This window comes from Halospeciosus flavus (genome assembly GCF_029814175.1).
GTDB classification, from domain to species: Archaea; Halobacteriota; Halobacteria; order Halobacteriales; family Halobacteriaceae; genus Halospeciosus; species Halospeciosus flavus.
The window spans coordinates 1,649,610-1,668,846 of record NZ_CP122312.1 but is presented as its reverse complement, the minus strand read 5'-3'; the positions used below and the strand labels follow the sequence as shown (position 1 = coordinate 1,668,846).

The 19,237-nt window shown below is 68.4% G+C and carries 22 protein-coding genes; 15 read left to right on the top strand and 7 right to left on the bottom strand.

What is annotated here, in order from left to right; translation table 11 throughout:
* Positions 1 to 141: 141 nt before the first annotated feature.
* Both P0Y33_RS08710 and P0Y33_RS08705 read left to right on the top strand, forming a co-directional pair.
* Positions 142 to 657: an NUDIX hydrolase gene (locus P0Y33_RS08710; protein ID WP_279527023.1), complete on the top strand. Its 516-nt coding sequence runs from the start codon at positions 142 to 144 to the stop codon at positions 655 to 657.
* Between the two features lie 46 nt (positions 658 to 703).
* Complete coding sequence (locus tag P0Y33_RS08705; protein ID WP_279527022.1) at positions 704 to 1,681, top strand: aldo/keto reductase; 978 nt, start codon at positions 704 to 706, stop codon at positions 1,679 to 1,681.
* A 315-nt stretch (positions 1,682 to 1,996) separates the two neighbouring features.
* Here P0Y33_RS08705 and P0Y33_RS08700 read toward each other — a convergent pair whose 3' ends face one another.
* The gene (locus P0Y33_RS08700) at positions 1,997 to 2,185 is read right to left on the bottom strand and encodes a hypothetical protein (RefSeq protein ID WP_279527021.1); all 189 of its coding nucleotides are present in this window, start codon (positions 2,183 to 2,185) and stop codon (positions 1,997 to 1,999) included.
* A 25-nt stretch (positions 2,186 to 2,210) separates the two neighbouring features.
* On the opposite strand from P0Y33_RS08700, the gene P0Y33_RS08695 reads away from it, so the two are divergent.
* Positions 2,211 to 2,672 carry a GIY-YIG nuclease family protein gene (locus P0Y33_RS08695; protein ID WP_279527020.1) on the top strand — a complete coding sequence of 154 codons (462 nt, stop codon included), beginning with the start codon at positions 2,211 to 2,213 and terminating at the stop codon, positions 2,670 to 2,672.
* Between the two features lie 16 nt (positions 2,673 to 2,688).
* Here the strand turns inward: P0Y33_RS08695 and P0Y33_RS08690 are convergent, their stop codons facing one another.
* Together P0Y33_RS08690 and P0Y33_RS08685 are read right to left on the bottom strand one after the other, a co-directional pair.
* Positions 2,689 to 3,312 carry an RAD55 family ATPase gene (locus P0Y33_RS08690; protein ID WP_279527019.1) on the bottom strand — a complete coding sequence of 208 codons (624 nt, stop codon included), beginning with the start codon at positions 3,310 to 3,312 and terminating at the stop codon, positions 2,689 to 2,691.
* A 135-nt stretch (positions 3,313 to 3,447) separates the two neighbouring features.
* Positions 3,448 to 5,112, bottom strand: coding sequence for a potassium channel family protein (locus tag P0Y33_RS08685; RefSeq protein ID WP_279527018.1), 1,665 nt, complete (start codon positions 5,110 to 5,112; stop codon positions 3,448 to 3,450).
* 93 nt (positions 5,113 to 5,205) lie between these two features.
* Here P0Y33_RS08685 and P0Y33_RS08680 point away from each other — a divergent pair, with 93 nt between their 5' ends.
* Entirely contained in the window at positions 5,206 to 6,891 is a 1,686-nt protein-coding gene (locus tag P0Y33_RS08680; RefSeq protein WP_279527017.1) for a DUF7827 domain-containing protein, read from the top strand.
* 34 nt (positions 6,892 to 6,925) lie between these two features.
* Here P0Y33_RS08680 and P0Y33_RS08675 read toward each other — a convergent pair whose 3' ends face one another.
* Entirely contained in the window at positions 6,926 to 7,123 is a 198-nt protein-coding gene (locus P0Y33_RS08675; protein WP_279527016.1) for a heavy-metal-associated domain-containing protein, read from the bottom strand.
* Between the two features lie 132 nt (positions 7,124 to 7,255).
* On the opposite strand from P0Y33_RS08675, the gene P0Y33_RS08670 reads away from it, so the two are divergent.
* The 5 genes from P0Y33_RS08670 (at position 7,256) to P0Y33_RS08650 (ending at position 11,661) form a co-directional block, all read left to right on the top strand.
* On the top strand, positions 7,256 to 7,849 hold the full coding sequence (locus tag P0Y33_RS08670) for an AsnC family transcriptional regulator (RefSeq protein ID WP_279527015.1): 594 nt from the start codon (positions 7,256 to 7,258) through the stop codon (positions 7,847 to 7,849).
* A gap of 87 nt (positions 7,850 to 7,936) precedes the next feature.
* Positions 7,937 to 10,525 carry a heavy metal translocating P-type ATPase gene (locus P0Y33_RS08665; RefSeq protein ID WP_279527014.1) on the top strand — a complete coding sequence of 863 codons (2,589 nt, stop codon included), beginning with the start codon at positions 7,937 to 7,939 and terminating at the stop codon, positions 10,523 to 10,525.
* A gap of 158 nt (positions 10,526 to 10,683) precedes the next feature.
* Positions 10,684 to 10,881 carry a heavy-metal-associated domain-containing protein gene (locus P0Y33_RS08660; protein WP_279527013.1) on the top strand — a complete coding sequence of 66 codons (198 nt, stop codon included), beginning with the start codon at positions 10,684 to 10,686 and terminating at the stop codon, positions 10,879 to 10,881.
* Between the two features lie 124 nt (positions 10,882 to 11,005).
* The gene (locus P0Y33_RS08655) at positions 11,006 to 11,296 is read left to right on the top strand and encodes a PadR family transcriptional regulator (protein ID WP_279527012.1); all 291 of its coding nucleotides are present in this window, start codon (positions 11,006 to 11,008) and stop codon (positions 11,294 to 11,296) included.
* An 80-nt stretch (positions 11,297 to 11,376) separates the two neighbouring features.
* Positions 11,377 to 11,661: a MarR family transcriptional regulator gene (locus tag P0Y33_RS08650; RefSeq protein WP_279527011.1), complete on the top strand. Its 285-nt coding sequence runs from the start codon at positions 11,377 to 11,379 to the stop codon at positions 11,659 to 11,661.
* 106 nt (positions 11,662 to 11,767) lie between these two features.
* On the opposite strand, the gene P0Y33_RS08645 is transcribed toward P0Y33_RS08650, so the two are convergent.
* Both P0Y33_RS08645 and P0Y33_RS08640 read right to left on the bottom strand, forming a co-directional pair.
* Complete coding sequence (locus P0Y33_RS08645) at positions 11,768 to 12,043, bottom strand: hypothetical protein (RefSeq protein WP_279527010.1); 276 nt, start codon at positions 12,041 to 12,043, stop codon at positions 11,768 to 11,770.
* Between the two features lie 43 nt (positions 12,044 to 12,086).
* Positions 12,087 to 13,619: a cryptochrome/photolyase family protein gene (locus tag P0Y33_RS08640; protein WP_279527009.1), complete on the bottom strand. Its 1,533-nt coding sequence runs from the start codon at positions 13,617 to 13,619 to the stop codon at positions 12,087 to 12,089.
* Between the two features lie 95 nt (positions 13,620 to 13,714).
* Here P0Y33_RS08640 and P0Y33_RS08635 point away from each other — a divergent pair, with 95 nt between their 5' ends.
* The 3 genes from P0Y33_RS08635 to P0Y33_RS08625 all read left to right on the top strand — a co-directional run bounded on the left by P0Y33_RS08635 (position 13,715) and on the right by P0Y33_RS08625 (position 15,219).
* Entirely contained in the window at positions 13,715 to 14,188 is a 474-nt protein-coding gene (locus P0Y33_RS08635) for a halocyanin domain-containing protein (protein WP_279527008.1), read from the top strand.
* A 54-nt stretch (positions 14,189 to 14,242) separates the two neighbouring features.
* On the top strand, positions 14,243 to 14,497 hold the full coding sequence (locus tag P0Y33_RS08630; RefSeq protein WP_279527007.1) for a hypothetical protein: 255 nt from the start codon (positions 14,243 to 14,245) through the stop codon (positions 14,495 to 14,497).
* An 89-nt stretch (positions 14,498 to 14,586) separates the two neighbouring features.
* Positions 14,587 to 15,219 (top strand): uracil-DNA glycosylase family protein, encoded by a 633-nt coding sequence (locus P0Y33_RS08625; protein WP_279527006.1) that lies wholly within the window; start codon positions 14,587 to 14,589, stop codon positions 15,217 to 15,219.
* A 3-nt stretch (positions 15,220 to 15,222) separates the two neighbouring features.
* Here the strand turns inward: P0Y33_RS08625 and P0Y33_RS08620 are convergent, their stop codons facing one another.
* A complete protein-coding gene (locus tag P0Y33_RS08620) occupies positions 15,223 to 16,074 on the bottom strand; it encodes a DUF5995 family protein (RefSeq protein ID WP_279527005.1) in 852 nt (283 codons plus the stop codon).
* Between the two features lie 85 nt (positions 16,075 to 16,159).
* On the opposite strand from P0Y33_RS08620, the gene P0Y33_RS08615 reads away from it, so the two are divergent.
* From P0Y33_RS08615 to P0Y33_RS08605, 3 genes are all read left to right on the top strand, one after another.
* Positions 16,160 to 17,164 (top strand): MBL fold metallo-hydrolase, encoded by a 1,005-nt coding sequence (locus P0Y33_RS08615; protein WP_279527004.1) that lies wholly within the window; start codon positions 16,160 to 16,162, stop codon positions 17,162 to 17,164.
* A 174-nt stretch (positions 17,165 to 17,338) separates the two neighbouring features.
* The gene (locus tag P0Y33_RS08610; RefSeq protein WP_279527003.1) at positions 17,339 to 17,920 is read left to right on the top strand and encodes a thioredoxin family protein; all 582 of its coding nucleotides are present in this window, start codon (positions 17,339 to 17,341) and stop codon (positions 17,918 to 17,920) included.
* A 36-nt stretch (positions 17,921 to 17,956) separates the two neighbouring features.
* On the top strand, positions 17,957 to 19,207 hold the full coding sequence (locus P0Y33_RS08605; protein ID WP_279527002.1) for a M20 family metallo-hydrolase: 1,251 nt from the start codon (positions 17,957 to 17,959) through the stop codon (positions 19,205 to 19,207).
* Positions 19,208 to 19,237: the final 30 nt, after the last annotated feature.

Here is a 19,237-nt window from a genome sequence, read left to right as displayed (position 1 = left end):
ATCGCGGGGACCGCGAGGGGGTTTCCGGTCGAGTGACACGCACGACCGTTCGCCGCCGACCGATGGTGGGTTCGCTCGGTCGACGGCGGCGGACGCGTGCCCGCGACGTGGTGCCGGCGGAACCACGTCGAAACGAGAGCTATGACGGACATCGAAGATCAGCTACGACGACTGCACGACGAGTACGGGGAGTTCCCTGTCACCGAGGAGACTGTCGAAGTCCCTCGATCGGCGTACATGGACTGTCTACGTGCCGCAGAACGTGACGAACTCGGTGGGGCACGCATCCTCCTCGAAGACGAGGGGCAGGTGTTGCTCATCCGCTACGAGGACGACCCGAAAGCGTGGGACATTCCCGGTGGGAGCCGCGAGCGGCGGGAGTCACACGCGGCGGCGGCACGGCGCCACGTCGCCGAGCAGGTCGGTCTCGAGTGCGAACTGAACGACGTCTTCCGTGCGCTCGTCTATCGGTTCACGCTCATCGAGGGCGAAGAGGGCGTCGCCGGTCTCTGGCTGCTCTTCGAGGGGACGCCCCACCAGGGCGACCTCGACCTCGGCGAGGGGATCCTCGAGGCCCGGTGGTTCGAGAACGTCCCGGAGGCCGTCGATCCACACGTGAAGTCGCGGGCCGAGACGGCCGCGGAGAGCGACGACTGACGCAGTCGCGCACACCTTTTTGTCACTGCCCAGCGAGCGTTCGCGCATGGAGTACACGACGCTCGGCTCGACCGGAATGGAGGTCTCGAAGCTCTGTCTCGGCTGTATGAGCTTCGGGTCAAGCGACTGGCGACCGTGGGTCCTCGACCCCGAGGAGGGCGAGGAACTCGTCGAGCGCGCCATCGACCTCGGGATCAACTTCTTCGACACCGCCAACATGTACTCGAACGGCAAGTCCGAGGAGGTGCTCGGCGACGCCCTCGCCGGGTACGACCGTGACGAGCAGGTCGTCGCGACGAAGTGCTACTTCCAGATGGACGAGGACAACCCCAACTCGGGCGGCCTCTCGCGGAAGGCCATCGAACAGGAGTTGGAGAACTCCCTCGACCGGCTCGGGATGGACACCATCGACCTCTACCAGATTCACCGGTGGGATTACGACACACCCGTCGAGCAGACGCTCCGCGCGCTCGACGACGCGGTCCGCCGCGGGAAGATTCGTTACCCCGGTGCCTCCTCGATGTGGGTCCACCAGTTCGCCGACGCCCTCCACACGAGCGACGACCTCGGTCTGGAGCGCTTCCAGACGATGCAGAACCACTACAACCTCGTCTACCGCGAGGAGGAACGCGAGATGCTCCCGTTCTGCGAGAAGGAGGGAATCGGCGTGATGCCGTGGAGTCCGCTCGCCCGCGGCTACCTCACCCGCCCGCACGAGAAGATAGACGCGACGAAACGCGGCGAGACGGAAGAGCACATGTACGAACACCCCTACCGCGAGGGGGGTGGCCCCGCGGTCAACGAACGCGTCGAGGAGCTCGCCGCCGAGAAGGACGTGAAGATGGCCCAGATCGCCCTCGCGTGGCTGTTGCACAAGGACTGGGTCGACGCGCCCATCGTCGGGACGACGAGCGTCGAGCACCTCGAAGACGCCGTCGAGGCGCTGGACATCGACCTCACCGACTCCGAGATGGAGTGGTTGGAGGAGCCGTACGAGCCGGTTCGGGTCTCGGGGCACGAGTAAGGGTACTCCGAAGGAGTACCCGGAAGACGAGCGGGAGGCGACGAAGTCGGCGACACGCGAGTAGGGAGATTCGGAGCGAGCGAGATTCGGAGACGGCGAGCACCGCGAGCCGTCGAGAATCTCGGGCAGACGAGCGGAAGGGAGCGACGCGACCGACACGCGAGTGAGGAGATTCGGAGCGAACGAAGTGAGCGAGAATCTCGACGACGCGAACGGAGAGGAGCACCGCGACGACCCGCGAGCAGCGACCGAAGTGAGAATCTCCGAGAAACGACCGACTCGCCCTTATATACTCCGCAGGACTACTTAAAGAACTCACAGCAGCCCGCAACTCGGCGTCTCGTCGGGCGGGTCGGCCGACCCCGCGTAGACGGCGTCCTCGATGCGGACCCACAGTTCGAAGTAGTCGCCGTCGCGTTCGAGGTGGCGCTCGTCGGGACCGGAGACACGAGTCTCGTCGTCGACGCGATAAACCCTTTCTCCCGCCGGGAGCGAAAGATCCATTCGGGTGAGCGACCGATAGACGGCCGTGCCTCCGGGAACGTACACGCTCCTCGTCGAACTCGCCGAACCGGCGACCATCGAGTTCGGTGCGCGCGGCGAACACGACCTCGACGCCGGGTGGTACGCCTACACCGGGAGCGCGTTCGGGCCGGGCGGCCTCTCGCGGGTCGAGCGTCACCGAGACGTCGCCGCCGGTCGCAACGACGCGCGACACTGGCACGTCGACTACCTGCTCGGGCATCCGGACACGCGACTCGCCGAGGCGGTGACGAGCGAGCACGCCGACGCGGAGTGTACCGTCGCCCGGCGCATCCGTGCAGCGACGGGCGTCGACGGTGTCGGCGCGCTCGGGGCCTCGGACTGCGACTGCGAGACCCACCTCGCGTCCGCGTCGAAACGCGAGCGACTCGCGGCGGCGGTCCGCGCTGCTCACGTGGCCAACGCTGACGCGGATGGGAGCGACGGACAGGACGATTCGTCGGTCTAACCTCGGCGGGACCTAGTCAGTCGAGCGGGACCCACTCGGTCGGCGAAGAGGTGATACCGCGGATGCGGGCCTCCCGGCCGCCCTCGTCGGCGACCCGGACCTCGATCATGCCGTCGAACAACTGGGAGATGGTGTTCACGACCTGTTCGTCGTGGGCGTCGGGGTCGATGGCGAAGAGTCCGAGCCAGTCGCGGGACTGGATCTGACTGGTGAAGACGTGGAGGAACCGGAAGAGCCGCTGGAGGTCGACGTACATGAGGAGCGGCGAGAGCGAGTCGAAGCCGATACGGATGCGGTCGACCTCGCGTTCGTTGGCCTCGCGGGCGAGTTCGGAGAACTCGATGCCGATGCCCGTCAGGTCGCCGGGGGAACTGACGCTGTGGACGAAGTCGAACTCCGACTCCGAACCGAGGCAGTCGATGACCCGGAAGAAGGTGTCCTGGTCGTCGATCATGCTGCTGAACTCCTCGGCGACGTCCGCGCCGGGGTTCCGGGAGGTGACGACGATCGCCCCCTCGTCGTCCGGCGCGCCGCGAGCGAGCAACTGGAGCAAGAGCTCTCGCTTCCCGGACATAGCTGGGCCGCTGACGAGCAGGTTCGTCCCCGGTTCGATCTCCGAGACGAGCTCCGGTGGGAACACACCGTCGAGCTCGTACGGGGTGGCTGCAGGATGAACAGACATCGAGTCCCCTGTGTTTCGTCTGTTTCTACGCTCACCCGACTTAAGTATGTGAGGGATGACCTCGGCTCCGCCGATGCCGGTGCCCTCGCCCGCTCACGTCGGTTCCGGTTCGACCCCGGCGACGTCGTTGAACCGGGCGATGTCGCGGTCGGTCCCCGCGATGACGAGGTCGTCGCCCTCCTGGATCCGAAAGTCGGGGCCGAGTTCGGTGAGCACCTCGCCGTCGCGTTCGACCGCGACGACCGTACAACCGGTCCGCGCGCGGATGTCCTCCTCCCCGAACGTCCGGCCGACGAAGTTCGGTGCCTCCGTCCGGACGATGTCGACCTGTTTGTCGAGCGTCATCACGTGCTCGCCGAGAATGGCCGAGGCGAGCATCCGCCCGCTGACGTCGGCGAGCGAGAGGACGTAGTCCGCGCCGGCGGCGTAGAGTTTCGATGTGCTCTCGGACTCGTTGGCGCGACAGATGATCTCGACGTCCTCGGAGATTTCGCGGCCGACGAGCGTCCCGAAGATGGTCGACACGTCGTCGCCGAGCGCGAGGATGAGCGCGTTCGCGTCGTCGATTCCGGCCTCCCGGAGCGTCTCCTCGTCCGTAACGTCGCCCACGACGTCGACGCCCGGTGCGTCCGCCACGTCGACGACGGTCGTCTCGATCTCGGTCCCGTCGAGGATGTTGACGACGGCCGACCCGACCTCGCCGTAGCCGCCGACGATGACGCCGCCGCGCTCGTGCTGGCGCGCCTCGGCGAGCGTGAGGTCCTTGAGCGACTCCAGCGCGTCGTGGTCGCCGGCGACGAGGAGGATTGTCGTCCGGTCGAGTTCCCGCTGGGGGTCGGGCGCGGCCACGAACTCGCCCTCGAACCACGCGCCGACGACGTCGACGCTGGTCTCTTCGCGGATGCCGCTCTCGGCGAGTCGCGTGCCGTCGAGGGGACTCCCGCGCTGGATGGGCATCTCGACGACTTCGAAGTCGTCGCCGATGTCGACCGTCTCGCCGAGTTCCGCGGTGATGGCGCTGGTCACCTTGTCGGCGAGGCTCCGGCCGAGGATGGCGTTCGGCGAGAGGACGCGGTCGGCGCCCGCGTAACGGAGGTACCGCGAGATACTGGGGTCGTCGACGAACCCGACGACCTGCACCTCCGAGGGGTCGACGCCGGCCGTGTCGAGACACTCCTCGACGGAGAGGGCGGCGGTGGCGTTCGCCTCGTCGCCCGCGTCGAGGACGACGGCGCGCGCGTCGGTGACGGCGGCACGCTGGAGCGTGTCGGTCGACCCCGGTTTCCCGACGATGACGTCGTGGCCCTCTTCGAGGAGGTCCTGTGCCCGGTCGCGGTCGGGTTCGACGACGACGTACGGGACGTTCTGTGCGGCGAGTTCCTCGACGACCGTCTCGCCGCGGGCGGTGAACCCACAGACGACGACGTGGTCTTCGAAGTCCACCGAACTCGGCGGGCGGACCTCCATGCGTCGTCCGATCCACGGGACGACGAACAGCGGGAGCGTCAGGAAGAGGAAGAACAGCCCCGTGATCATCATCGAGTCGACGAGGAGCAACATCACCGGCGAACGCCAGGGTGCGTCCTCGCCGTACCCGGTCGTCGTGAGGGTTTCGAGGACGACGTGGAACGCGTGGACGAGCGTGACCGGTTGCCCCTCGAAGTGGGACATGCCGTAGTCGTACGCGAGCGTGTAGGCGGCGACGACGGCGACGAGGAACCCGAGGTAGCCGAAGATACGCCGTTGTTGCCGGTCCATCTGTCGGCGGGTTGGAGTGGCCCCTATAAAGAAGTGGAGGCCCCGGACTTTGGAGTGCGAAGAGATAACTTCCGTCACGCCAACTCCCCATCGATGGCTGCCACACCGATTCGGGAGACGACTGGCCTCGTCGTCGTCCTCTTCGTCGTCCTCGCCGCCGTGCCACCGGCTGTCGCGGTCGATACCGCCGACCCGGCGACAGTCGCGTTCGAGCAGACGTCCTACGAGACCGAGCGTGGGGACCTCGCTCGGCTCTCTGTCAACTTCGCCGAGACCCGGAGCGGCACACTGACCATCGTCGCACCCGACGGCGACACCGCGAACGTCACCGTCAGCGACGGGAACCGCGACTGGCAGGCGACGCTCCTCCTCAACACCTACGCGCGCGGTCCCGACGGCCGGTTCGGGACGCCGAACGACGCGGACTACACCTACGTCCACGACGCCTTCGACGAGTCCGGACGGCTTCCGGCAGGCGAGTACGAGGTTCGACTGCGCGCCGGCTACGGAATGAACAGTCCGGTCGTCGCCACCGTCCCCCTCCGTGTTCGTGAACCCGCGGCCCCGAACGTCTCCGTCGCCGTCGCGCCCGAGGGCGCGTACGACGACCTCTCCTCACCCACGGCGATTCGGTCGGGGCCCGTGACGTCCCGCGGGACCGTCGCGGTGAACGACACGCTCGTCCTCCGCCTGAACGCCTCGGGCATCGAGGGTGCGCTCGCGGTCCAGGAGGGTTCGACGCCGACCGAACGCTTCGAGTCGCTCCTCGCCGAACCCGGCTACGGTCTCGCGGCGGTCCAGACGAACCCCGGCCCGTCGTACCCGGGGAAATACCTTCGGCTGTTCGGGCCCGGGACCCGATTCGTCGGCGACGCGGTGAACGACTCCTACTACGTGGTCGTCGACACGGCCAGGGTCGAGACGTACCTCCGACACAGCGACGACGTCACTGCTCCCCCGTTCCGCGCCGACGACCGCTACCGCGTGAACGCCACTACCTCGAACCGGACGGCGACCGACCGCTTCGTGGTCGTCGAGCGCGAGGTGTCCTTCGTCTCGCCGCCCGCGACCCGGTTCGTCCGTCCGGCCGCGAACCAGTCGGTGTGGTTCACCTCGTCGCTCGCGCCAGGGTCCGCGCTGACCGTCGTCGCCGAACCGACGAACAACTCGACCACGCGCTCGACGGTTCGCACGTCGGTCCGGACCACGTCGGGCCGGTTCGCCGCCACCCTCGACGCGAACGAGTTCGCCGAGAACACGACGCTGAACGTCTCCGCGGTGGACGACGGGCGCGTCCTCGCCCACGCGAACGTCTCGGTCGAGACGCCCGAAGCGACGCTCGACGTGACCGAGGTGACGAACGGCAGTGCGGCCGAAGTCGCCTTCGAGGCCGACGTCTCGCACCCCTCCGTCGTCGTGGCCCACCGCGGAGACGCCTCGGGGGCAGTCCTCGGGAGCGCGGCCGTCTTCCCCGACGACGACGGCGACACGGTCCCCTTCGAACCGACCTGGAGCGGACGTTCGACCGTCACCCTCGTCGCCTACGCCGACGTGGACAGCGACGGGACGTTCGACCCCGCGGTCGACGTCCGCTACCCGAGCGACAGTGCCGTCGCTCGAACCGTCGTCAGTTCCACGGTCGCCACCACGACGACCGAGCGGACGACTACCCGACCGACGACGAGCGAACCGGTGCCTGGGTTCGGCGTAGGAGCGGCGCTCGTGGCACTCCTCGGGGTGCTCGTGGCGACGCTCGTCGGCGCGCATCGAGAGAAGTAGGGTCGGTTAGAGGGACGGTCGGGAACGGTGTCGTTCAGGCGCTGGCTTCGTAGCCGGCGTGTTCGACGGCCTGCACCAGGTCGTCGACGTCGGCGTCGCCCTCGACGGTCGCGACGCCCTCCTCGCGGTCGGCCTCGGCCGACTCGACGCCCGAAACCTCGCTGAGTGCGCTCTCGACGGTGTCTTCACAGCCTCCACAGGACATTCCTTCGACGGTGATGGTGATACTCATCTCACGTGGTCGTTGGGCGTCCGGCCTTACGACGGTTTCCCTTCGGTTCGTTAAGCGAGTGGGCCGATGCGCCCCCGTTTTCGAACGCGCGAACCGGAAAGAGTCTTTCGTCGTAAGGTCCTATCGGCACGTATGCCCGACCTCGACGACACGGACCTCGAAATTCTGCGGTTGCTCACGGAGGACGCCCGACGCTCCTACCGCGACATCGGGGAGCGGGTCGACCTCTCGGCGCCCGCCGTCTCGGACCGCGTCGCCCGCCTGAAGGAACTCGGCGTCGTCCGGCGCTTCACCGTCGACGTCGACCGCTCGACCCTCCGCGAGGGCACGCCGGTGCTCGTCACCCTCTCGCTCGACGCTGGAACCGTTGACCGGGTGCGGGCGACGCTCCGGGACGAGGAGGCCGTCGAACACCTCTTCACGACGGCGTCGGGTGACCTCGTCTTCCACGCCCGGGTGCCGGACCCCGCAGTCCACCGGTGGCTGGCGGAGTCGCTGGACCTCGACGCGACCGTCGCGGACGTCGACGTGACACTACTCGCGAACGTGGACTGGTCGCCCAGCGTCGGCGGCACCGAGTTCGCCCTCGGCTGTGCGGAGTGCGACAACACGGTCACCAGCGAGGGCGTCTCGGCCCGTATCGGCGGCGAGCGCTACCAGTTCTGTTGCCCGTCCTGCGAGTCGCGTTTCCGCGAGCGCTACGAGCGGTTCGAGGAGTCGGCGTAGCTGACTTTCGAAAGCGAAGTCGAGCGCCCGAATCGCTTAACGACCGAAGGGGAAACGCCGTTAGGTGGTGACCCCCTACACTTACGTATGACCGAGCGAACCGCCCACCTGGAGATACGCGGGATGTCCTGCGCCAACTGCTCGCAGACGGTGGCGCAGGCCATCGAGTCGCTCGACGGCGTCTCGGAGGCGACGGTGAACTTCGCCACCGACGAGGGGACCGTCGAGTACGACCCCGACGCCGTCTCGCTCGCGGACGTCTACGACGCCATCGAGGACGCCGGCTACGAACCGGCCCGCGCGGACGTCACCATCGGCATCACGGGGATGTCCTGCGCCAACTGCTCGCAGACCGTCGAGTCGGCGCTCCGCGACGTCCCCGGTGTGCTCTCCGCGGAGGCGAACTTCGCCACCGACGAGGCACACGTCGAGTACAACCCCGCCGACGCCGACCTCGCGGACTTCTACGACGCCATCGAGGACGCCGGCTACGAACCCATCCGCGGGGGTGAAGGCGAGGAGTCCGGTGAGGGTGGTGAACAGTCCGAGGCCGAACGCCGCGAGGCCGCCCGCGAGGCGGAGATTCGCCGCCAGCGACGCCTCGTGCTGTTCGGGGCCGCCCTCGCCACACCCCTCCTCTTCTTCCTCGTCGAGCACTTCTTCTTCCCCTCGCTGCTCCCCGGGTCGGTGTTCGGCGTGCCGATGGGGTGGGTCCAGTTCCTCCTCGCGACGCCCGTCCAGGTCGTCCTGGGCAAGGAGTTCTACGAGAACTCCTACAAGGCGCTCGTGAAGAACCGGACGGCGAACATGGACGTGCTCATCGCGCTCGGTTCGTCGACGGCGTACGTCTACTCCGTCGTCGCGCTACTCGACGTGCTCCCGCAGGCCGGTCTCTACTTCGATACGGCCGCGCTCATCCTCGTCTTCATCACCCTCGGCAACTTCCTCGAAGCGCGCTCGAAGGGCCAGGCGGGCGAGGCGCTCCAGAAACTCCTGGAGATGGAGGCCGACACCGCCACGCTCGTCCACGAGGACGGCACCGAAGAAGAGGTCCCGGTCGACGAAGTCGAAGTCGGCGACCGGATGAAGGTCCGGCCCGGTGAGAAGATTCCCACGGACGGCGTCGTCGTCGAGGGCGAGTCCGCCGTCGACGAGTCGATGGTGACCGGCGAGTCCGTCCCCGTCGAGAAGGCCGAGGGCGACGAAGTCGTCGGCGGCACCGTCAACGAGAACGGTCTGCTCGTCGTCGAGGCGACGAAGGTCGGCGCCGACACCGCCCTCCAGCAGATCGTCCAGACCGTCAAGGAGGCCCAGGCCCGCCAACCCGAGATTCAGAACCTCGCCGACCGCATCTCCGCCTACTTCGTCCCCGCGGTCATCGGCAACGCCCTCCTCTGGGCGCTCGTCTGGTTCCTGGCGCCCGACCTGCTCGTGGGTCTCGTCCGCGCGCTCCCGCTGTGGGGGCTGGTCGGCGGCGGTCCCGCCGCGGTCGGCGTCTTCGAGTTCTCCGTCGTCGTCTTCGCCTCCGCGGTGCTCATCGCCTGTCCCTGTGCACTCGGTCTCGCGACACCCGCGGCCACGATGGTCGGGACGACCATCGGCGCGCAAAACGGCGTCCTGTTCAAGGGTGGCGACGTCCTCGAACGCGTCAAGGACGTCGACGTCGTCGTCTTCGACAAGACCGGCACGCTCACCGAGGGCGAGATGTCGCTGACCGACGTCGAACCGGTCGACGCGGCCGCCGACGGTGGCGTCGCGGCCGAAACCGCCGACGAGACGGCGGACCTCGACGACGAGTCGTTCCTCCTCTCGGTCGCCGCGAGCGCCGAACACGGCAGCGAACACCCGCTCGCCGAGGCCATCGTCGAGGGTGCCGAGGAGCGCGGACTCGCGGTCTCGGACCCCGAGAGCTTCGAGAACGTCCCCGGCCACGGCGTCCGTGCGACGGTCGACGGTGCGGAGGTGCTCGTCGGGAACCGCAAACTGCTGCGGGACAACGGAATCGACCCCGAACCCGCCGCCGAGACGATGGAGCGCCTCGAACACGAGGGCAAGACTGCGATGCTCGTCGCCCGCGACGGCGTCCTGCTGGGCGTAGTCGCCACCGCCGACACGGTGAAGGAGAGCGCGAAGCGCACGGTCGAGGCGCTCCACGAACGCGACGTCGAGACGGTGATGCTCACCGGCGACAACGAGCGGACGGCCCGCGCCGTCGCCGACGAGGTGGGTATCCCCCGCGAGAACGTCCACGCCGAAGTACTCCCCGAGGACAAGGCCGACGCGGTCGAGGAGATCCAGACGTCGGGGACGCGCGCGATGATGGTCGGCGACGGCGTCAACGACGCGCCCGCTCTCGCCGCCGCGTTCGTCGGGACGGCCATCGGCTCCGGGACGGACGTGGCCATCGAGGCGGCCGACGTGACGCTGATGCGCGACGACCCCTACGACGTGGTGAAGGCCATCCGCGTCAGCGAGGGGACGCTCGCGAAGGTGAAGCAGAACCTCTTCTGGGCGCTCGGCTACAACACGGCGATGATCCCGCTCGCCTCACTCGGCCTGCTCCAACCCGTCCTCGCCGCTGGCGCGATGGCCCTCTCCAGCGTGTCCGTTCTGACGAACAGTCTGCTGTTCAGGCGGTATACGCCGGACGAAGACTACCGGCTGTTCGGCCGGTAGTCGAGGACGCGTATACCTCGTGAGACGTTCGCGTCTCACGGTGGTTTCGTGAGAGGAGCGAGCGAAGTCCCACGCCGGACGAAGACTACCGGCTGTTCGGCCGGTAGTTCCCCGCGCCGTCGAAACGCCCTTATCGGTCGTCGTCTAAACGGGGACGTATGACGACGCTCAGCGTCGAAGGCATGACTTGCGAAGGCTGTGAAGACATCGTCGAGAACGCGCTCTCCGAGGTCGACGGCGTCGAGGACGCCGAGGCCGACCGCGAGGAGGGCGTCGCGACCGTCGAGGGCGACGCCAACACCGAGGACCTCGTCCAGGCCGTCGACTTCGCCGGCTACGAAGCGACCGCCGAGTAACTCCGTTCTCACCATTCTCCGCGCCGCCGTCCACTCGGGTATCCGAGCAGTCCGTATCTTGTTAGATATCTATCTGCACCCCCGATAATTTATTACATCGGTCCCCGATTATCACGGACGTGGCATGAACGAAATTACGGGCTTCCAACGTGACTTACTCTACGTCATCGCGGGTCTCGGTTCCCCCAAGGGAATGGCGATACAGGAGGAACTGGAGTCGTACTACGGTTCGACGGTCCTCCACGCTCGCGTGTATCAAAACCTCGACACACTCGTCGACGACGGGTTCGTCGAGAAGGGAGAGCAGGACGCTCGCACGAACTACTACACACTCACGGAGGACGGACACCGGGCAATCGAGGCCCGGCGTGAGTGGGAAGAGCAGTACGTCGACGAGATCGAGCTCCCGGTCTGAATCGTCCGGTTACCTCCGGGTAACCCCCTGACACAGCCGTTACCGAGCGCCTATAGGGTCGGCCCTCGTGGTAACAAGTGATGGTGTCAGACGACGACGTCCAGGACCTGCCGCCGAGTTCCAAGCTCGTGTTGAAGGTACTGGAGTACAACGGGGGGCTGACGCAGAAACAGATCGTCGAGAAGTCCCGACTGTCCCAGCGGACGGTCCGCGACGCGCTCGACCGCCTACAGGAAGCCGACATCGTCGAGAAGGACATCTACATCCCCGACGCACGCCAGAACCTCTATCGGCTCTCCGTCGAGACGGACGAACCGGAAGAGAAGTCGGCCGAGACTGCCCAAGCCGAGGCGCTCCTCGACTGAATCCGCGCGACCTCTTTCCTCGCCGAGCGATACGGCAGCGACTCGCGACAGCGACGCGTCGGTCTCGCGGGCGTGAAGGAAAAAGTGAACGAGGGCTTGGCGAGTTTCACTCACCGGCGTTGTCCCGGCCGAACTTCGAGAGGACGTCCCAGCCGGTGACCGCTTCGACGTCTTCGATGACGTTCTTCAGCGGCCCTTCACCGCGTAGTTCGCCGCGTTTGTAGTCGTTCTCGCGGCCGATGGCCTCGAACGCTTCCTCTTTCTCGCGGTCGAAGTACACCGGCACGCCGCCGGCGTCGATGCCGACGATGGGCGCGCCGTCGATTTCGTCGGGGTACTCCGAGAGGACTTCTTCGGGCTGGTCGGGGTAGGGGTCGTTCACGTCCGGAGGTTGCGTCTGCGACACAAAAGGAGCGGTGGCCACTTCACAGAGACCCGTCCCGCGCCGCCCGACGGACCTCTGCCGCGCGCTCGCGGACGGCGTCACGCTCGTCCTCGTCGCGTTCGTCCCAGTGGTGGTAGACAGCGGCCATCCGGTGGTTGTGTCGGAAGCGCTCCTCGTGGTGGTCGAGGAAGTCCCAGTAGAGACTGTTGAACGGACAGGCGTCGTCGCCGGTCGTCGCGTCGGGGTCGTAGGGGCAATCGTCGCAGTAGTCGCTCATCCGGTCGACGTAGGCCGCACTCGACGCGTAGGGCTTGGTGGCGAAGGCGTCCGAGGCGTAGACACCCATTCCGACGACGTTCGGGACCGTCACCCAGTGGAACCCGTCGACGAAGCTCCGGTGGAACCACTCGGTCAGTTCTCGCGGGTCGGTTCCGTAGGTGAGCGCGAAGTTCGAGAGGAGCATCAGGCGCTCGATATGGTGGGCGTAGCCGCGTTCCTCGACGTGGCCCACCGCCTCGGAGAGACACGCCGCGTCGGTCGCCCCGGCGTCCCGGTAGAGCGGTGGGAGGTCCCGCTCGTGGTCGAGTTGGTTCGCGTCGGCCAGGTCGGGCATCTCCCGGCGGTAGACGTGGCGGACGAACTCCCGCCACCCGAGGAGTTGGCGGACGAACCCTTCGACGCTGTTGAGCGGGACGTCCTCACGCTCCCGGTAGGTCTCGACGGCCGCCTCGACGACCTCTCGCGGGTGGAGCAGACCGAGGTTGATGGCCGCGGAGAGCAGGGAGTGGTCGAGGGCCCACTCACCGCCAACCATCGCGTCCTGGTACGGACCGAAGTCGGCGAGTCGATTCGCACAGAAGTCGGCGAGTGCGTCGAGGGCCTGTCCGCGCCTCACCGGCCACCCGAACTCCTCGTCGGAGCCCCACGTCTCGACCGCTTCCTCGACCCACTCCCGAACCTCGCCGACGTGCTCGCCGTAGTCGAACGTCGGGAGTGGGGGCGACTCGTAGTCTGCGGGTGGCGTCTCACGGTTCTGCTCGTCGTAGTTCCACGAGCCACCTTCCGGTTCGCCGTCGTCGGTCAGCAGGAACCCGGTCCGCCGGCGCATCCACCGGTAGAACTCCTCTTGCCGGTAGGTGTCCGCGTCGTCGTACGCGCCGGCGTGCCACTCGTCGAACGCCTCGGGCGAGCAGAGGAACGTCTCGTTCGCAACGAGTTCGAGGTCGCCACCGGCAGTCGAGACGGCGTCGCGAAGTCCGCGCCCGGCCCCGTGGCTCGCTGGCTCCATCGCCACGAGCGTCTCGTCTGGGTGGTCGGCGAAGAAGCGCTCGAACCCCTGGCGGAAGGTGTCGGCACGCTCGTAACGGACGGTCCACCCGTCGTCACGGAGGGCGTCGCGGAAGTTCCGCATCGCGGCGAAGAGGAGCGTGAGCTTCTGGGAGTGGTAGCGGCGGCGCGTGGCGAACGCCCGCGATTCGACCATCAGGACGCGGTCCGGGTCGACGTCGTGCTCGGCCGCGAGCGGCCCGGCCTGCCGGGTGAGTTGGTCGCCGAGGACGAGTGCGGTCGTCACGCGTCGAAGTGCACGACGGAAACGTAAAGCGCTACTCGCCGTCCCTCCCGTGGCGGCCCGCACGCTTTTTCTTTCCCGGCTCGTTACCTGGGAATATGTCTCGCGACCGTCGGTCGTTCCTCCGGACGAGTGCCCTCGTGGCGACTGGTGGCGTCGCCACACTTGCCGGGTGTTCGTCCGACGCGACCGACTCGCCCCCGACGCTCCCGTCGGAACCCGACTACGGCGGGTGGTTCGACGGGGTCGAGAACGACGAGGGGACCCGCGACTACACCGGGCAGGGAGAGGTGACCGTCGAGGTGGGCGTCCCGGCAGGCGACGGGACGGACTTCGCGTTCGGCCCGCCCGCCATCGCAGTCTCGCCCGTGACGACCGTCCGCTGGGAGTGGACCGGAGAGGGCGGGAGTCACGACGTCGTCGCCGCCGACGGTTCGTTCCGGAGTCCGTGGCACCACGAGGCCGGCGCGACGTTCAGCCACCAGTTCGAGGAGACCGGTCTCGTCCGCTACTACTGTGAGGCCCACCGCGAACTCGGGATGCGGGGCGCCGTCTACGTGACCAGACAGTAGTCGGCCGTAACCGATTTTTCGCGCGCGCTCACTAGCCGCGGCCGGGGAACGCCGATGTCTACGACACACGCCACCACTCAGGAGAGTAGCGACAGCAAGACGTCGACGTTCACCCGACTCGCGCGCGCACTCGACGAGAAGGGCGAGGTGATGATTCGGACGGCCTCCGGCGACGAACTCGAACTCCACAAGCACAACGTGGCGTTCGAGGACGCGGACGCACCGTTCTTCCGCGTCGACGGCGACGACGAGGTCCACTGGGTCGACGCCCGGAACGTCGAGCGCTACTGGATCCACAACGAACTCTAAGGCGCCGGCAGTCGGCGTCTCGCGGTCGATTCGACTCGCTTTTCGGCCGAACCGCACGGCATTTATTCGCGTACTGCCTGTCCTCGTCCGTGGAGAACGTCACCGACCGCACGAGCAACCCCTTCGGGATGACGCCCCCTTGCGAGCGCGCCGTCCCGGGGTACGGCGACGCCAACGCCGACTTCCACCTCGTCGGCGACCACCCCGGCGTCCACGGTGGAGTCGACACGGGCATCCCGTTCACGGGGACGCCCGCCGCCGAGCGCCTGCAGGCCGCGCTCGCGGAAGTGGGCCTACTCCGCTCGACCGGCGACGAACCGGAGGTGGGCGACTTCTTCGCGTCCTACCTCCACATGTGCGTCCCCGAGGACGAGGAACCGAGCGAGGCGGACTACGTGGAACTGGAGCGGTACTTCGACGCCGAACTCCGGGCCATCACCGCCCACGTCCTCCTGCCGGTCGGCGAGCGCGCGACCGAGCACGTCCTCCGGGAGTACACCGCCCAACTGCACAAACACGAACTGGACATGGCGCGACTCCACGGCACCGAGATTCTCGGCGCCGGATGGCTCGTCGTCCCCGTCCGCGACCCGAACGAGTGGGAGTCCGGCGACTCGGAGCGACTCGTCGCCGCACTCGCGGAGATCCTCGACCGCGACTACCACCGCGAGTCGGACCTCGGTCGCTTCCTCGCGGGCGAGGAGACCTACCGCGTCCGCTGACTTTCAGCCGCGACGCTCGGTCTCGGCCGTCCGGAGCGTCGCGACGACGTCTGGCGGCGGCGAGAGGACGACCTGTGCCGCGCCCCCGGCGACCGCGTTCAGGTACCACCGCACCACCGGTCGGACTGGCGCGAGGGTGTCCGCGAGCGCGACGGCGACGCGCCACGCGTGTTCGCGTGCCTCGGCCACGGAGAACGCCGCCAGCAGTTCGTCGACCCGCCCGAGAGTCACGTCGGCGTCGGCGAGACCGGGTGCGTCGGCCGCGAGCGTCGTCTGGAGGTCCTCGACGAGGCGTTCGAGGACGCGGTTGACCGCGACGTGGTCGCCGTAGCGTCGCGCCCGCGTCGTCCCCTCGCCGATACCCACGGCGTCGAGCGCGAGCGCCAGGTCGTGGACGATGTGCGCGTTCACGCCGAGCAGCGCGTGCTGAGTGACGAGGCGGTCGTCGGTCTCGGCGTGGGCGAAGGCGAGCGCCCACGCGTCGGGCACACGTTCCAGGTCGCCGCGTTCGTAGTCGAACAGCGCCCGCCGGTACAGGTCCGCGAACGCCGTGAGGTAGTCGAGCGTCCACGCCGGGTCGGCGAACTCGCCGGCGTCGACGCTCTCGCGCACGCCGTCGGTGACCTGCACGTACATCGAGAGGAAGACCGTTCGGCGGTCGCCGGTCGAACGGAAGTGGTCCGCGAGCGCGTCGAGTCGCTCGTGGGCGTCGGCCGCGTCGGCGAACGATCGGTCACACAGGTCGAGGACGGTCGCGTCGCGGCCGCCGCCGGCCCCGCGTGGGACGTGCGCCGACCCGATTCCCTTCGCGAGCACCCGAAGTTGCGGACCACCGAGGAGTGCGAGCGTAGACACGTCGTACGGGCGTCGCCGACCGTCGTAAGTCTGTCCCCGTCGTTCGTGAGAAAAGGTATAGTCCCCCGGTGTCCAACCGGGCGACGTGAAGCAGATTCAGCTCGGAAACGACACCTTCGAGGGTCGGAACAGCGTCTACCTCCTCGGACACACCACCGACGCGGCGGGACCTCTGACGCTCGTCGACACGGGCGTCGCGACGGACGCCACCGACGCCGAGTTGCGCGCCGCCCTCGCCGAGTGCGGCGTCGACTACGCCGACCTCGACCGAATCCTCCTCACGCACTGGCACTACGACCACGCCGGACTCGCCGGGCAGATACAGACCGAGAGCGGGGCCGAGGTCTACGTCCACGAGGCCGACGCCCCGCTCGTCGCCCAGGACCCCGAGGCGACGGAGGCCGTCCGGGAGTTGCAGTTCGAGGAGTTCGCCGACTGGGGGATGCCCGCGGCGAAGCGCGCGGAACTGGAGTCCTTCTTCGAGGGGTCCGAGGACCTCCGCGGCGAACCGGTCGACGTGACCCCCGTCACCGACGGCGACCGACTCGCTGCGGGGGAGCACGAGGTCCGCGTCGTCCACCTCCCCGGCCACGCCGCCGGCCTCGTCGCCTACGTCTTCGAGCGTGAGGGCCGTCGGGAGGCGTTCCTCGGCGACTCGGTCCTCCCGAAGTACACGCCGAACGTCGGCGGCGCGGACGTGCGCGTCGAGGAACCGCTGGCGAACTACCTCGCGAGTCTGGAGCGGGTCGTCGACCTGGACCTCGACCGGGGGTGGCCGGGCCACCGCGGCCCCATCTTCGCGCCGACGGCGCGCGCCCACGACATCGCCGAACACCACGCCGAACGCGCCGAGCGCGTCCTCGCCGTCCTCCGCGAACACGGCCCCGCGACGCCGTGGGAGGTGAGCGCCGAACTGTTCGGGTCGCTCTCGAACGTCCACATCATGCACGGCCCGGGCGAGGCCTACGCCCACCTCGACCACCTCGCCGCCCGCGGGTGGGCCGAGCGGACCGACGACGGCTACACGCTGGCCGCGGACGCGCCGGTCGACGTCCACCTCGACGCTCTACGCGGGGAGTCCGGGCAGTGACGCGCCGACGTACATAAATGCCTGAGTGGTAAGGCAACGCTGGTAACTGGTTCCGCCGAGTCGTCACAGACGCCTGGTCGGCAGGCACCGTGCCTCTGCAAGGGAGTGTCGCCCCCACTCCCACCCTCCGCCGCGAGAGTCAGACCTTACTCGTTCCACTACGTCGTCGGAGACGTGACACTCGAAGCCTCCGAACCAGCACTCGAACAGGGAGACACCGCGCCGGATTTCTCGCTGCCCGGTGTCGACGGCGAGACCCACTCGCTCTCCGACTACGACGACCACGAAGCCGTGCTCGTCGTCTTCACTTGCAACCACTGCCCGTACGCGCAGGCGAAGTTCGAGGCGCTGAACGCCATCGCCGAGGAGTACGACGACGTCGCCGTGATCGGCATCAACCCGAACGACGCCGAGGAGTACCCCGAGGACTCCTTCGAGCAGATGCAGGCGTTCGTCGAGCGCGGCGAGATTCGGTACGACGCCTACCTCCGCGACGAGTCCCAGGACGTCGCCGAGGCGTACGGTGCGGTCTGTACGCCCGACCCGTTCCTCCTCCGGTACGACGAGGACCGAGACGAGTTCGTCCTCGCCTACCACGGCCGCCTCGACGACGCGCTCTCGCCGGACGAAGAACCGAGCGAGGAACCCGGCTTCGAGGTGCGCGAGGCCATCGAGTCGGTGCTCGCCGGCGAGGAGGTCGACCAGTCGTTCCGTCCCTCGCAGGGTTGTTCCATCAAGTGGACGTCCGAGGACTAGGCGAACGCTCTTACTCCGGGGGAGTGACGCTCCCCCATGGACGTCACTGTCGACGGGGAACGGCTCCGAGCGGACATCGAACAGAACGCGGAGTTCGGCGCGCTCGACGTCGAGGAGGGACGAGGCCGGACCGTCCTCGCCGGAACCGACGCGAACCGGCGGGCGCGCGAGTTCTTCGTCTCGCGCCTCGAAGACGCGGGACTCGACGTCCGCGTCGACGCCGTGGGTAACGTCGTCGGTCGGTTGACGCCGCCGAGCGCCGACCCGGACGCGGCCCCGGTCGCGGCGGGGAGTCACCTCGACTCGGTTCCGGCGGGCGGCATCTTCGACGGGCCGCTGGGCGTCTACGGGGCGCTGGAGGCGGTCCGCGCGATGCAGGACGCCGGCGTCGAACCGACCCGCCCGGTGGAGGTCGTCTCCTTCACCGAGGAGGAGGGCCAGCGGTTCGCGGACGGCCTCCTCGGGTCGTCCGTCGCCACCGGCCGCAGACCCGTCGAGGAGGCCCTCGCACTCGAAGACGCTGACGGGGTCTCACTCGACACGGCGCTCGACGAGATCGGCTTCCGCGGGGAGGGACGCGTCGACGCCCGCGAGTGGGACGCGTGGGTCGAACTCCACGTCGAGCAGTCGACGCGCCTCGAATCGGCCGGCGTCCCCGTCGGCGTCGTCACCGACATCACGGGCATCACGCACTGCCACGTCACCGTCGAGGGCGAGGCCGACCACGCGGGTGCGACGCCGATGGCCGACCGGACGGACGCCCTCGCCGCCGCCAGCGAGGTGGTCCTCGACGTCGAGCGGGCGGCACGCGACGCCGCTGACCGGACGGGGACCGCGGTGGGAACCGTCGGGAGTCTCGACGTCACCCCGAACGCGACGAACGTCGTCCCGGGGCGCGTCGAACTCGGCGTGGACGTCCGCGACGTCGACTACGGGACGATGAACGAGGTCGTCGACCGGACGCGGGACGCACTCGACCGGGTGGTGGCCGAGCGCGGCGTCGAGACGTCGTTCGAGCGCCCGTTCGACGTCGAACCGGTCGCGATGGACGAACGCGTCCGCGCGGCGTCCCACGAGGCGGCCGCCACCGCCGGACTCGACGCGCCGGACCTCCACTCCGGTGCGGCCCACGACACGATGCACGTCGGCCGGTGTACGGACGTCGGGATGCTGTTCGCCCGCTCTCGCGACGGCGTCTCGCACAACCCGAAGGAGTGGACCGACTGGGACGACTGCGCGGCCGCCGTCCGCGTCCTCGCCGGCACGCTCGCCCGCCTCTCCCGATAGCTTTTGTAGGTCGGCGCCGACCACCCGAGC